9 protein-coding genes are annotated in these 14,774 nt (G+C 45.8%); 5 read left to right on the plus strand and 4 right to left on the minus strand.

The window, feature by feature from the left end:
* Positions 1-231: 231 nt before the first annotated feature.
* From tolC to M1L23_RS15005, 3 genes are all read left to right on the plus strand, one after another.
* The gene (gene tolC / locus M1L23_RS10500) at positions 232-1,584 is read left to right on the plus strand and encodes an outer membrane channel protein TolC (protein ID WP_252627321.1); all 1,353 of its coding nucleotides are present in this window, start codon (positions 232-234) and stop codon (positions 1,582-1,584) included.
* Between the two features lie 146 nt (positions 1,585-1,730).
* Positions 1,731-2,693: an LpxL/LpxP family Kdo(2)-lipid IV(A) lauroyl/palmitoleoyl acyltransferase gene (lpxL, locus tag M1L23_RS10505; RefSeq protein ID WP_252627322.1), complete on the plus strand. Its 963-nt coding sequence runs from the start codon at positions 1,731-1,733 to the stop codon at positions 2,691-2,693.
* Positions 2,690-3,364 carry a TcpQ domain-containing protein gene (locus M1L23_RS15005; RefSeq protein WP_252627323.1) on the plus strand — a complete coding sequence of 225 codons (675 nt, stop codon included), beginning with the start codon at positions 2,690-2,692 and terminating at the stop codon, positions 3,362-3,364. The genes lpxL and M1L23_RS15005 overlap by 4 nt, the downstream gene beginning before the upstream one ends.
* Here M1L23_RS15005 and glnE read toward each other — a convergent pair.
* Both glnE and M1L23_RS10520 read right to left on the minus strand, forming a co-directional pair.
* On the minus strand, positions 3,357-6,275 hold the full coding sequence (glnE, locus tag M1L23_RS10515; RefSeq protein WP_252627324.1) for a bifunctional [glutamate--ammonia ligase]-adenylyl-L-tyrosine phosphorylase/[glutamate--ammonia-ligase] adenylyltransferase: 2,919 nt from the start codon (positions 6,273-6,275) through the stop codon (positions 3,357-3,359). The genes M1L23_RS15005 and glnE overlap by 8 nt on opposite strands.
* Positions 6,238-6,891, minus strand: a complete 654-nt coding sequence (locus M1L23_RS10520) for a CYTH domain-containing protein (RefSeq protein ID WP_252627325.1) — start codon at positions 6,889-6,891, stop codon at positions 6,238-6,240. Before M1L23_RS10520 ends, glnE begins: the two co-directional genes overlap by 38 nt.
* Positions 6,892-7,118: 227 nt before the next feature.
* On the opposite strand from M1L23_RS10520, the gene putA reads away from it, so the two are divergent.
* Together putA and rlmD are read left to right on the plus strand one after the other, a co-directional pair.
* Positions 7,119-10,283 (plus strand): bifunctional proline dehydrogenase/L-glutamate gamma-semialdehyde dehydrogenase PutA, encoded by a 3,165-nt coding sequence (gene putA / locus M1L23_RS10525; RefSeq protein WP_252627326.1) that lies wholly within the window; start codon positions 7,119-7,121, stop codon positions 10,281-10,283.
* 230 nt (positions 10,284-10,513) lie between these two features.
* A complete protein-coding gene (gene rlmD, locus M1L23_RS10530; RefSeq protein ID WP_338021845.1) occupies positions 10,514-11,821 on the plus strand; it encodes a 23S rRNA (uracil(1939)-C(5))-methyltransferase RlmD in 1,308 nt (435 codons plus the stop codon).
* Between the two features lie 9 nt (positions 11,822-11,830).
* Here rlmD and M1L23_RS10535 read toward each other — a convergent pair whose 3' ends face one another.
* The gene (locus M1L23_RS10535) at positions 11,831-12,784 is read right to left on the minus strand and encodes an MASE1 domain-containing protein (RefSeq protein ID WP_252627327.1); all 954 of its coding nucleotides are present in this window, start codon (positions 12,782-12,784) and stop codon (positions 11,831-11,833) included.
* Between the two features lie 128 nt (positions 12,785-12,912).
* Positions 12,913-14,691, minus strand: a complete 1,779-nt coding sequence (locus M1L23_RS10540) for an acyl-CoA dehydrogenase C-terminal domain-containing protein (protein WP_252627328.1) — start codon at positions 14,689-14,691, stop codon at positions 12,913-12,915.
* Between the last annotated feature and the right edge of the window lie 83 nt (positions 14,692-14,774).

The raw sequence follows: 14,774 nt of genomic DNA on the forward strand, positions 1-14,774 counted from the left end.
ATCTTGTTGTCCAAAGAGGCATTTACTAGCTGTTTTTCTCATACTGTACCTGTTAGTTAACTTAATATCATGGCATAGTAACGATTTGCAGAGTCAGCGCACAAATAACTTGTTACAATAAGCCAATAGATGATGCGATTCTGTACTGATAGTTTGTACTGCAATTCGTTATAATAAACTTATATGCTTGGTATTGGACCTAATTTAAACATCCAAAGGAAATTGTAACTCATGAAGATGAAATTTCTGTCAGCAGCGCTGGCTCTTGGAGTCGTAGCCATTTCCGCACCTGCTAGTGCAACAAACTTAGCTGATATTTACATGCTAGCTTTGGAAAACGACCCACAACTACTTCGCTCAGCAGCAGAGCGCGATGCGGCTAAAACAGGGGTTGATATTTCTCGTGCCGACTGGTGGCCACAAATAAGCTTAGGTTTAGGTTACTCTGACACGCGCTCAGATAACGCAACCTTTACCAACGCTGGTACTTATTTAGTGAACACGTCTAGTTCTCGCTCGTTTAATAAAGAACTCAGCCTAAGCCAAACCGTATTTAGTTTACCTACTTGGCAAGCAACTGGCATTGTTGAAAAACAAGCCTACCAAGCTGAAGTGGGTTACTTGCTAACGCGCCAACAATTAATGTTGCGTGTTACTAGAACTTATTTCGGCGTGTTAAGTGCAGCCGACAACCTCGATTTTGCCCAAGCCGAAAAACGTGCTATTGAGCGCCAGCTAGAACAAACGCGTCAGCGTTTTTCAGTGGGTTTAACTGCCATTACCGACGTGCATGAAGCCCAAGCACAATTCGACAACGCTGTTGCTCGTGAAATTCAAGCCCAAAACGCTGTTGAAATTGCACTTGAAGGCTTACGTGAAATCACTGGCCGTCATATTGAGTCGATTGACGTTTTAAACACCAGTACTTTTTCTCCAAGCCGCCCAGACCCTGAAGGTGTTCAGCACTGGATTTCTAGCGCCCACGACCGCAACCTTAGCCTGCTTATTAATCGTAGCGGCGTTGAAGTAGCCGATCAGCGAATTGATCAAGCACGTGCAGGCCATTACCCAACGGTACGGTTCAATGCCAGCTACTCCGATCGCGACCAAAACACTAGCGGCCGCCCATCTATTAGTGGCTTGAACTCCCGTTCAATTGGCTTGCAAGCGAATATTCCACTTTATACTGGTGGTAAAACCATTGCCAGCACCCAACAAGCCCGGGATAACTTTGTTATTGCCAGCCAAACTCTGGAAGAAAGTCGTCGTGCTGTTGAACGCACCGTGCGTACCGCCTATTTCGATGTAGTCGCTAACATTTCTACTATTAACGCTCTTGAACAAGCGGTACTTTCTGCTGAAAGTGCCCTAAATGCGACTCAAGCAGGGTTTGAAGTAGGTACCCGTACTATTGTCGACGTACTGAACAGCACCCGAAACTTGTTTAATGCCCGTCGTAATCTTTCTGAAGCGCGTTACGGTTACATTAATAGCACCTTAGCGCTGTTCCAAGCGGCAGGTATTATTTCTGAACGTGACTTGCTAGCCATTAACGAAGGTTTACAACCGGCGCAAAGCAACTAAGCAACAGAGTGCTTATTAAATTTACTTTTTCGCTGCTTGTACTTTTGAATAAAGCCGGCTAATCCCGGCTTTATTCTTTTTAGTTATATAATTGGGTACAATTCGAAAACTGGTTTTTTGTTTTGCTCTTGAAAGGTAAGTTAAATTTGACTACCAATAACGTTCAGCCACCTTCTTTTGAAGCTCGTTTTTTATTGCCACGGTTTTGGCCTACCTGGCTGATGATCGGTATTCTTTATGTTATTTCTTGGCTACCTTATCGGCTGCAGCTGGTATTAGGCCGTGGTGTAGGCCTGCTGCTACTCCGTATTATGAAAAAACGCGCTAATATTTGTATGCGTAACCTAGAACTAGCCTACCCCGATATGTCTTTGCAAGAGCGTACTCGTATTACTCGGGAAGTATTTAAAAACTCGGGTATTGCCTTATTTGAAACCGGCATGGCCTGGTGGTGGCCCGACTGGCGCGTAAAACGCAAAGTAAGTATTAAAGGCTATGATTTGCTTAAAGAAACCATGGCCAACGGACAAGGCGTTTTTGCTATTTTATTTCACTTTCTCGCTTTAGAAATGCATGCTCGCTGCGCAGGTTTGTTCTACCCAGCAGTAGGCTTGTATCGGCCCCATAACAACCCTTTAATGGAATACTTGCAAACGAAAGGTAGAAGCCGCAGTAATAAGTATTTACTACCTAAAAAAGATATACGCGGTATGCTTAATGCTTTAGCTGAAGGCGAACTAGCAGGCTATTTGCCCGACCAAGACTACGGCCGCAACCGTTCTGTTTTTGTGCCCTTATTTGCCGTACCCGACGCCGCCACCACTACTGGTACCAGTATATTTGCTAACCACCCCAATGCGGTCACGCTTATTTGCACCTTTAAACGCTTACCCGGTGCACAAGGTTATGTGCTGGAATTTAAGAAGCCACTTCAGCAAATTCCAAGCGGTGACGATACAGAAGATGCTATACGAATAAACCAAGAGTTGGAACGGGCCATAACAGCCGACAGAGAAATGTATATGTGGATGCATCGCCGTTTCAAAACCAGGCCATCAGCTGAAATGGAAAGCTACTACGCACACTTAAATAAAAGGCCTAAGCCGTGAGTAAACAGTCGGAAACAAAACCAAGCCAACGTAACAAAACACAGCTAAGGGCGGTTATTCTGCTGGTGCTTTTTGCTGTTGTGGCAATATTCCTCACTCTTTTTATGTCCGACAACTCGTATTTAGGCAGCACTGACCATGATCAAGAAACCATAGCAGGCACTGATTCCCACAATTACGGTAACTTGCAGGGTGAAATATCTCGCTTTTTTTCTGGCATTAAACGCTCTTCATGGCCAGGTGCAAGAAAAGGCAAGTCCATTCTCGCTAACAACCTCGGTCAGCGCCCGCTCATTGAAATTCTTGACGAAAAAGCACGCCTGCAAGACGACCCTATTACTCTAAACTGGCGTGGTCCTGTGAAAGTACGTTGGTTTATGGCCGACGACACTTTAAAGTCTAACTCTGAACGGCTTGCAGCTGAAGAAAATATGGAGCTTATTTGGTGGCTCGACAAAGACTACGTAGTACGCGCCCCCTTCCAAGTGAATGCCGACCTATTGCAGAGTTTAGACCGCTTAGCCCGCTCACTAAATAGCCACCACCCTGGTAGCCCACAAGCTTTTTTATGCCCACGCCAACGAGCTATATTAATTGCAACAAGCGAGAGTGCAGAAAGCGTAAGCCACTACTGTACTCCTGCTTCAAATTTACGCTCACCAACTAGGTAAGCAGGCGCTGCCATATTTTTTGTACCTGTTTTCTTTCGGCGGTAAAAGACTGTTCACCTAAACTGCCTTTTTCCGCTAATGACAAACGATGTGATGCAGTACGCAAAGCTTTATAAGCACTAATTAAAGAGTTTACTGCTGGCATACTTAAAACGCCTGCCGCCCCGGCCACTTCTAGAATACGTATGTTATCGGTAAATTCTAGCAAACGCGGATATTGGTGGGCGTAGTTCAGTACTATAAACTGAGTAATAAATTCAATATCTGTCATACCCCCTATCATGTTTTTCGCATCAACCACTTTCCTTTCATTATTACCTTGCTGCTGCCGCATTTTTTCTCGCATGGTAACAATTTCATTTTGCAAAGTAGTTGTGTGGCGCGGTAAAGCAAGAACCTTTGCACGAGTGGTAGTAAAGTGTTTCGCCATAGCTACCGAGCCATAAATTTGCCGAGCTCTTACTAACGCCTGCAATTCCCAGGTCCAAGCGTCTTCTTGTAAGTACTTACTATAAGTAGACTCGCGCACAACCATGAGCCCAGACTGGCCCGAAGGCCTTAAGCGCATATCTACATCGTACAGTACTCCGTGCCTTGCTCGGGTCGTAAACAGGTGCAAAATTCGCTGGGCTAAGCGTAAATAAAATTGCTGCGTTTCGATTGGTTTGGGGCCGTTAGTTTGCCCTTGCACGGTGTCTTGACAAAGAAACACCAAATCCAAATCTGAGCCATAGCCCAGTTCATACCCACCAAGCTTGCCGTAGGCTATCACTGCAAACCCGGTGTGTGCTTCGTCTGTGCCTGCTGGGCTGCCATAGCGCTCTACCAGCTGCCGCCAGGCCATAAGTACTACTTGTTCAGTCATTGCTTCAGCTAAAAATGTTAAATGATCACTCACCCGCATAAGCGCCACACCGTCACTTAAGTCAGCCGCTGCTACTCGCAACTGAAACACCTGCTTTACTTGCCGTAATGCTTCCATTTGTGCTTCTGGATCATCGTGGGAAAGTCGGTTCAGCTGTTCGGCAACTTCTGCTTTATAGCTACTAAGCTCCGGTAAATCATACAATTGGGTGGGATCAATCAGTTCGTCGAGTAACATCGGCAACTGAGCAATTAAACTAGCCACCCAAGGGCTGGCTTCGCATAATAAAACCAATTGTTGCCGCGCACCCTTGTTGCCAGTAAGTAGCTCTAGGTAGGTGGTACGCGACACCACTTGCTCAATTACATTAAACACACGCTGTAGCACGTCGTTAGTTTTATCTCGCAGGACTAATTCTTCAATTAGCAAAGGTACTAATATAGCTAACAACTCACGGCCACGTGGACCACTCGAGCGACGGCGAATACTGTCGCGAAAGTCGCGTATTCGGTGCCAACACTGGGCCGGTAACTCAGCCCCTGCTTCACTTAACACTGTAATGGCGGTGCTGTCGTCAAGAAGGTCTTGCCACAACAACGCAAATTCACTATCGTCGGCGCTCTTCATTTCTTCTGCGCCACCGATCACGTCTAAAAATGCTTGATGAACCAATTGAGTTATTTGGTCAAAGTTTGCAATAAGATCGGACCAGTCACAGAACCCGCAAGCCGCTAAAACCCGAGCTTGGTTGTCGCCATCGTTAGGAAGTTGTTGTGTTTGCTCATCGTTAATTTGCTGCAATACATGCTCTAGTTTGCGTAACCAGGCATAACAGTGCAGTAGTTGCTGCACAATGGTTTTGTCGAGTACACCAACATTCTGGGCTACGTTTAATGCCTCAATTAACGAACGAGTTTGAAATTCGGGCTCGCGGCCCCCACGAATTAACTGGAATACTTGTGCCACAAACTCTATTTCACGAATACCACCCTGCCCCAGCTTCACATTAAGCTGTGTGCCTAACCGTCGCGACTCTTGATTAATCAGCAGTTTCATTTTTCGTAACGCATCAATGGCGCTGTAATCAAGGTAACGCCGATATACAAATGGCCGTAACAGTTTGGCAAATTTAAGCTGGGCATTGTTGTTTGCCGCAGCCTTGCCTAGCACTCTACTTTTTACCATGGCATAGCGCTCCCAATTGCGTCCCTGCTCTTGGTAGTAGTCTTCAAGTGCGGCTAGGCTAGTTACAATAGGACCCGCGTTGCCAAATGGGCGTAAGCGAAGGTCCACTCGGAAAGCTTTACCGTCGGTAGTAACATGGCCTAATAGCTTTACTACAAGCTGCGCGATTTTGGTGAAGTAAACTTGGTGATCTACTACTTCGCGCCCACCCGAGGTTTCGCCACTTGCTTCAAAACAGAAAATTAAATCAATATCTGAGGAAAAGTTAAGTTCACAACCACCAAGTTTACCCATAGCAATAACCCAAAGTTGCTGTGGTTTTCCTGCATGGCAATATGCGTAGCCAAAGCGTTTTGTTACTTGTTGCTGCGCCCAAGTATTAGCCGCTTCAATCAGCCATTCGGCTAAGTTAGTATTGGCCGCCAAACTTTCTGCTAAAGACATTTGGCCTAGCAAGTCAGCTGCTGCAATACGTGCCATTTCTAACTGCCGCAAATAACGAATGCGTTGTAACGCTTCGGCTTCTGTTGTTGCTGTAGCCACATGCTCAAGCATGTAAGGGTAACTAAAGCCAGCTCTACCGAACACGTGCTTAACGGCTTCATTACCGTAAGCTAGTACCACGCGAAAGATAAAAGGGCTAATAGCCAGTAGCCATTGCAAAGACATTTGCTGCGGCTGAGTTAATGCAACACGGTGAGTGTCGTTTAAGGCTTGCCAATTTAATTGGCCTACTGCCTGTAACGTCGCAGGTAAAGAGTCTAGGCTTATTTTTGCTGGGCGCAATATAGGATCCGCCAGGGCATTGTGGGTATACCTCGAATTAGCCACGACCACCATGCCCATGTAGTTCGTAACCACGCTGGGCTTTGCTTTTTTGCCCTGGAGTTAAGCTAAAACGCTTAGCTATGCTGGCACCAAGTGCAAATAACTTTTCTGCGTTACCTGCTTTTAGCTCTAGCTCTAGCTCTTGTATAGCCTCACGCTTTCTTAAGGCTAAAATACACCCTTGGTCTAAGGCAATTTCTACCTTTAAGCAGCCCTGCTCATAAAGCCAAGTTCGGCGAGTAAAAGTTACTTCAAACTGTTTTTCTAGTTGCTTATTTAACCCATTAACCGTTAGTTTTCCAAGCACCTTAGCTGGCCAAATGTGTGCTGGAAAAAGACTCAAGTTAGGCACTAACATAACTGTTGGTACATTATATTCCGGTCGTGCACTCATGGCCCCCTGCTGTTGCCCTGCAAACTTTATCGTTTGTTCGCCACCACCACGCCAACGGCGTACTCGTAATCCAATGCGGTGTTGGTGCAATAACCGTGAAGGGGTATCGAAATAGATGTTTTTTAACTCATCTTCTCCACCACTCGTAGCATTGCTCTCTAGCCACTCGACAAGATTTTCGATAGTATTGGGCAGGTCTCGGGCGACCTGATACTTCAACTCGATTTCCACTGGTTGGTGTTCTAAATCAGCCATAAATGTCACTTATTTACTTAATTGGTGAATACCTTTTAGAGTGTCCATTGTGGAGTGCAAAAGCCCCGTCGGTCAACCGCTACGACAATTCCATATTTTTTCATATAAAACGGTACGACTTTACTTTACCACTGAAAAATTCCTCTTATACTTGCCTACAAGTTATGACGAATGGCTCAGTAGTGACTTCAGTAGTAGATAACCGGCATTTGGTTATAGGAGAAGCAATGTTTAAAGCAAGTCAGGTGTTAGGCGAGCGGTATAGTTCCGCTAAATTGAGTGAGCTTTGGCAAGCAATTACCGACAATTACAGTGTCGATGAAAACACTTACCTTGAAGAGCTTTTGCAGTTGCACACAGACGATGAGCAGCGCATGCAAGAACTCAATAGTAAAACTGAAGCGCTTATTACTAAAGTGCGCGACAAAACCAAAGGCGGCGACGGTGTCGATGCTTTTCTCCAACAATATAGTTTAGGCACGCAAGAAGGCATTGTATTAATGTGCTTAGCCGAAGCCTTGCTCCGAATTCCTGACAGCTCGACAGCAGATGCACTAATTCGCGATCGCCTTGGTTTGGGAGAATGGCAAGACTTTAAAGGTAAAAGCGAATCACTTTTGGTTAACACTGGTACTTTTGGCCTTAACTTTGCCAACCGAATTATTAACCCCGCCGGTCGAATCGACAAAGAGCCAATTACATATTTCCGCCGTTTACTACGCCGACTCGGTTTACCTGTAGTGCGTAAAGCAACTTACCAAGCTATGCGGTTAATGGGCGCACAGTTTGTGCTAGGCCGCACTATTGAAGAAGCCTTGAAGAACAGTCGCGACAAGCGTGACCAAGGCTATACCCATTCATACGACATGCTAGGGGAAGCAGCTTTAACCGCCGAAGACGCAGAGCGGTACCGCCTTGCTTATGTAGATTCAATTAACCGTGTGGCAGCGGAAAACTTCAATAACCCCAAGGTAGCTCGGCCTACTATTTCAATTAAACTTTCGGCATTGCACCCGCGTTATGAAGTAGCTAATCGCGACCGAGTATTAACCGAATTAGCAGGCACCTTAACGGAGCTAATTACCTTAGCTAAAAATGCCGACGTAGGGGTAACCATTGACGCTGAAGAAATGGACCGCTTAGAGTTGTCGCTTGAGCTGTTCGAAAAGGTCTACCGCAGTGGCGTGTGCAAAGATTGGCCACGTTTTGGCTTGGTTATTCAGGCTTACTCAAAACGTGCATTACCCGCGCTCTGTTGGATTAACGCCTTAGCGAAAGAATGTGGCGATGAAATTCCCGTACGTCTCGTAAAAGGCGCTTATTGGGACACGGAAATTAAACACTCGCAACAAATGGGCTTAACCGGTTACCCAGTGTTCACCCGCAAGGCAAGTACCGACGTGTCGTTTGTTGCCTGTGCTCGTTACTTATTAAGCGACCATACCAAGGGCCATATTTTCCCTCAGTTTGCCACACATAATGCCCACACTATTTGTGCTATTCAGCAAATGGGTAACGGCCGAAAGTATGAATTTCAGCGCCTACATGGCATGGGTAAAGACTTATACGACCAAGTAATAAAAGAAGACCAAGGTCGAAGCGTACGTATATACGCACCTGTTGGAGCACATAAAGACTTACTCCCGTATTTGGTACGTCGGTTACTTGAAAATGGTGCTAACAGCTCTTTTGTGCATAAATTACTCGACCCGAAAGTACCGGTGTCGGACTTAGCACAGCACCCAGTTACAATACTTCGCCAGAGAGCCACTCTGGCAAATGATCAAATTCCTTTGCCGGTAGACATTTTCGGCACTCGTAAGAATTCGTTGGGGTTAAACATGAATATTCAATCGCAAGGCGACGCCTTTATTGAGCAAGTCCGTAGTTACCAGAACAATCAATGGCAAGGCGGCCCTATTGTAAATGGCAAGCTAATAGAATCTGTTCAGCGTGTGGCCGTAACTTCGCCACAACAAACCAGCCGTAAAATAGGCACTATTGGCTGGGCTGATGAAGCACTAGCTAACGAAGCTTTAGCAATAGCAAACAAAGCGTTTCAACGCTGGACTCGAACCGATGTAAATGTACGTGCGGAAGCATTAGAAAAGTTAGCCGACAAACTAGAAGAGAATTTAGCCGAATTTGTAGCGCTATGCTCGCTTGAAGCGGGTAAAACCCTGCAAGACGGTATCGACGAAGTGCGTGAAGCAGTAGACTTCTGTCGCTATTACGCCATTCAAGCGCGTAAACTAATGGGGCACGGAACAACCATGCCTGGCCCAACCGGCGAAACCAACGAGTTAATCGTTCAAGGCCGCGGAACCTTTGTTTGCATTAGCCCGTGGAACTTCCCACTGGCTATTTTCCTAGGCCAAGTTACCGCCGCCTTAGCCACTGGTAACTGTGTACTAGCAAAGCCAGCTGAACAAACAGGGCTGGTAGCATACCGCGCTGTTCAGCTCGCTTTAGAAGCAGGTATTCCTGGCGACGTACTACAGTTTTTACCTGGCAAAGGTGCTGAAATTGGCGCCAGTTTAGTAAGCCAAGACGCTATCGGAGGTGTGTGCTTTACCGGTTCAACCACTACGGCACAGTCTATTAACCGTGCTTTGGCGGCGCGTACAGGTGCTATCGTACCTTTAGTAGCTGAAACCGGTGGCCAAAACGCCATGATGGTTGATTCAACCGCATTACCTGAGCAAGCCGTAAACGATATTGTTGGTAGTGCTTTTAAAAGTGCTGGCCAGCGTTGCTCTGCGTTACGCGTGCTGTACGTTCAAGACGACGTTGCCGACCGTGTCATTGACCTAATTAAAGGTGCCATGCAAGAGCTACTAGTTGGCGACCCTATTGATGTAAAAACCGATGTGGGCCCAGTTATTGATGGCGTAGCTAAAACCACGCTAGAACAACACTTAGCTGACATTCAGCATGTAGGCAAAATTATCTCTGAAACCCCTATGCCAACGTATACCGCGGGTGGCACCTTTGTTACGCCAACGGCTATTCAAATCGACAGTATTAGCCAGTTAGTACGTGAAAACTTTGGTCCAATATTGCATATTATTCGCTTTAAGCGCGACGACTTAGACCAAGTGATCGACGACATTAATAATACCGGCTATGGTTTAACCTTTGGTATTCACAGTCGTAATGAAAGCTTCTTTAACGATGTTGCTAGCCGTATTAATGTGGGTAACGTTTACATTAACCGTAACCAAGTTGGTGCGGTGGTTGGTGTGCAACCATTTGGTGGTCAAGGCTTGTCTGGCACTGGCCCGAAAGCTGGTGGACCACACTACCTTTATTCATTTATTACGGAAAAAGTACTTACCGACAACATTACTGCCGTAGGCGGTAATGCAACTTTATTGTCTTTGGGTGACTAAAGCTTAACTTAGCCCAGCTTATATAGCTGAAAGCCGTACGCCAACAACCCGCGTACGGCTTTTTTATTGCTCAGTATTTTTGTGTGGTATTATTAGCCCATACAATGGCTAGATAACTTATAGGTACTGCTATTACATCTCTGTTTGATCGTCGCAAGGGCTTTCGCCCGCAAAAAAAGAAAACTGTCGCTAAAACCCCAACGGCTACAAATGAACAGCAAGGTTGGGAAATAGTAAGGTTTAGCCACGACGGTCGCGGTATTGCGCTGCGTAATTCGGGCCCTAGTGCTGGCAAAACCGTTTTCGTAAGTAACGCCTTACCTGGTGAACAGGTTCGGCTTCGAATTGATAAGCAACACAACCGCTACGACGAAGCGACCGCCGTTGAAATACTTAGCGCCAGTACCGAACGAATAACCCCGCCATGCCAACATATTGCCGAATGTGGTGGCTGCCAGCTGCAACACCTTAACTATACTGGTCAACTGAACTATAAAGAAGCCATGCTAAAAGAGCACCTAGAGCACGCTATCGGTGACAGCAATATACCGTTTGAGCCCTACTTAGCAGCCCCACAACAGCAGTTTGGCTATCGCCGCAGGGCCAGACTAAGCGTTCCAGCACCTAGCCATAATAAGCCTTATATGGGCTTTCGTGCGCGTGGCAGCGACGAAATTATTAAAATTCAAGACTGTAAAACGCTCCACCCAACCCTAAATCGCTTAGTTCCAGCTATCCAGCAACAATTAGCGAATATGCATGGCAACCGTGCCATAGGGCATGTGGAATTGCTCCTCAACGAGCAAGCTACGGTAGCTACCGCTACTGTGCTCATACGAATGGTAGAAGCCCTTAACCCACAAGAGCAGCAAGCTTGGGCCAACTTTTCAGCCCAGCAGCAGTGCGACGTTCTGGCCCAATACAATAACGGTTTTAAAGTTATTGCTGCGGTAACCAAGCAACCTCTTGAACTGGGTTATTTTGTAGATAACGAACAACTAAGCTATGGTCCGGGCGAATTTATTCAAGTAAATCCTTTTGTTAACCATAAAATGCTGGCACAAGCCTTAAGTTGGCTTGAATTAACAGGGAATGAAACAGTATTAGAGCTTTTTGCCGGCTTTGGTAACTTTAGTATTCCTTTGGCCAAACGTTGTGCCAAAGTAGTTGCCGTTGAAGTAGCCGAGCAGCAAGTAATGCGAGGGAATAGCAATGCCACATTAGCAAACTGCAATAACCTTAAGTTTGTCCGTGCAGATTTAAGCCGACTTTTTACCGACTATGCCTTTGGCAAAGAGCAAATAGACGTGCTTTTTCTTGATCCGCCACGAGCAGGCGCTGCAGATGTGGTGGCCGACTTATCTTTTATTCAGCCCAGCAGCATTTTGTATATTTCTTGTAACGCCACAACCTTTGCTCGCGATGCCGCAGAAATAGTAAAACAGGGCTACAGGCTCGAGAAAGTAAGCATGTTAGACATGTTTCCACAAACAGCTCATGCGGAGTCCATGGCCTTATTTAAGCGTGTTTTAGTGTAGCTTAAACGCTTATTTAAGGATGCTGTCCTTTTCTGCGTCGGTGCGAATGGCAATAATAAGCCACGTTGACACCGCCATTATAATCAGCGCACTTTGAAAAATAAGCTCATGCAAAAGAAAACCAAAGCCGTCGATACACAACGCGGTTAAAAAGGTTAAACCCGCTAAGGTTGCTGCTGCAACGCTTGGCGACTCGGTTAAAACAACCCACAACAATGGCACTAAGGTAATAAAAATTAGCCCCGCCGCTTCAGCACTATGATTAAAAAAGCTTATTGTTAGCACCACCGTTAATACAACAAGGGTTACGCCCCCTTTAGCTAACACGGGTCCTTTATCAGCGGTATGATTTTGAAAGGACATCTTTCCCAAGTATTTCCGTACTCGCGGATAAGCAATGCCAAGAATACCTAGGCAAATAGGCGCCATTACAAGTAAACCTGCGGCGTCACCAAAACCCCAAGACCAGAAAAACTGGTGTTGCTGTGCTGCGTCAATCATGCCCGTTTGGACAAGCGCTTCAATACTGAACCATGCATTCGTAAATGAACTGGCGAATGCAAAAACTATAAATAAGATAACCAAAGTCAACGCTGCGCTGTTTTTGCGTAGCACAAAACGGTTTATGCAAGCACGAAATAATTTTGCATATAGCCAATAGGTCGCAACATGGGATAGCATTGTTAACGTTGTAGCTTTGAAGAAAAGCTCAGCGGGTGCATTCACGCCAAAAAGCGTGTCGCGCCAGAAGCTTGTAAGCACTATAGCAATTGCAATACCAGGAACGGCCCGATAACCGGACAGCACCATAGCCACAAAAGTAATACCCGCAGCAGGAAACCACACACTTTCGTATGGCGCCAAAACCATCAGCATTGACAAGGCCCATAACGAAATCCATAACACCGCAGCTAATGCACTCTGATATAACCAAGACGGTTGCTGCACTCTTAGCGCTTCCACCCATCGTATCCTTATATTTCTCTTTAAAAACGAGTTGTTTAACCAACACTTAGAGCATATTGCCGCTTTTATTTCGCTTAAACAAGGAAAAAGGAACCTTAGGTTCCTTTTTCCTATTTACTAACTTTTTAAAATTGCTCAGCAGTAAATGCAAAGAGCTCTTTTGAGCCTGCCTCTATTGTTGGCATTAGTCCGTATACGCGGGGTAAAATACGAGCAAAGTAAAACTCTGCCGTTTTTTGTTTGCTTTCAATAAAGCTGGTGGGGTAATCGGAAGTTTCTGCAGTACGTGCCATTTTTAGCCACAGCCACGCATAACTTACATAGCCAACCAAGTTTAAGTAGTCCACTGCAACACTATTAATAATGTTTTCGTCGCTTCTTACTTGCCCTAAAATTTCGCCTGTAATTCGCTCTACTTCTTGTAGTAAAATGGCCAGTTCGCCATACTGTGCTTCCCATTGGCCGGCGTCGCCTTCTAAAAACCCAGCTATTTCTGCTAATAATGGTTTTAACAGCTCACCACCGCTACCGGCAACTTTACGGCCTAATAGGTCTAAAGCTTGAATACCATTAGTACCTTCATAAATTTGCGCTATACGGCAGTCACGCACTAATTGCTCTTGGCCCCATTCACGTACATAGCCGTGACCACCTAATATTTGCTGGCCTAGTACCGTGGCTTCAAATCCGGTGTCGGTTAAAAATGCTTTTGCTACTGGTGTTAAAAGCTCTACTAAGGCCTGTGCTTGCTCGCGCTCAGCTTCAGTTGCTGCATACTTTGACAAGTCGAGCTGCTTACCTACGTAGGTTGAAAAGGCACGCCCGCCTTCAATAAGTGACTTCATAGTTAAAAGCATGCGGCGAATATCGCCATGTACTAATAACGGGTCGGCTTCATTGCTTTTGTCTTGGGTTGCTTTAGCACCACGGCCTTGGCGACGATCAAGTGCGTATTCCAGCGCCGTACCATAAGAGCGGGCAGCAGAGCCTAAACCTTGAATACCAACACCTAGGCGCTCGTAATTCATCATGGTAAACATAGCGGCTAAACCACGATGAGGCTCGCCAACTAACCAGCCCTTAGCACTATCAAAATTCATAACACAGGTGGCCGAGGCATGAATGCCCATTTTATGTTCCACTGAACCGGCAACAACCGTATTACGTTCGCCTAAACTACCGTCTTCATTTATTAAAAACTTGGGTACTGCAAACAAAGAAATACCACGTGTGCCCGCTGGTGCATCTGGTAATTTAGCCAAAACTAAATGCACAATATTTTCAGTTAAATCGTGCTCACCACCGGTAATAAATATTTTGGTGCCCGTTACGCTATAGCAACCGTCGTCATGGGGTACCGCTTTGCTACGAATAATGCCCAAGTCGGTTCCTGCATGGGGCTCTGTTAAGCACATGCTCCCCGTCCATTCACCGGCTATCATTTTGGGTAATAAGCGCTGCTTAAGTTCGTCGTTAGCATGAGAAGCTAAGGTAATAATGGCGCCAACCGTTAGCCCTGAATAAAGTGAAAATGACACGTCGGCAGCACACATCATTTCTTCATATTGGGCCGACAACACTTTAGGTAAGCCCATACCGCCAAACTCGGTTGGTGCGGTTAAACCAACCCAACCACCAGCAGCTAACTCGGCAAATTGCTCTTTATAACCCTTAGGAGTGGTTACAACACCGTCGCTAAAATGTATGCCTTCTTCGTCGGCGGCGCGTGAATTCGGCGCAATTAATGTTTCCGTAAGTTTTGCGGCTTCTTCCAAAATAGCTTTTGCCGTTTCAGGATCAACCATATCGCGTAATTCGGGCATGGTTTCCCAGTCTTTCGCTACGGCAAAAACATCTTCAAGTAAGAAGTTCATGTCTTGTAAAGCAACTTTATAATCAGCCATTATATTCTCCTACTTTCGTTTACACTTGCTTTCTTGTGCTACATAAACACATTTAAGGGCGCAAACTGTTTTTAAACAGGTGT

The organism is Aliidiomarina quisquiliarum (assembly GCF_023922585.1).
Taxonomy (GTDB): Bacteria; Pseudomonadota; Gammaproteobacteria; order Enterobacterales; family Alteromonadaceae; genus Aliidiomarina; species Aliidiomarina quisquiliarum.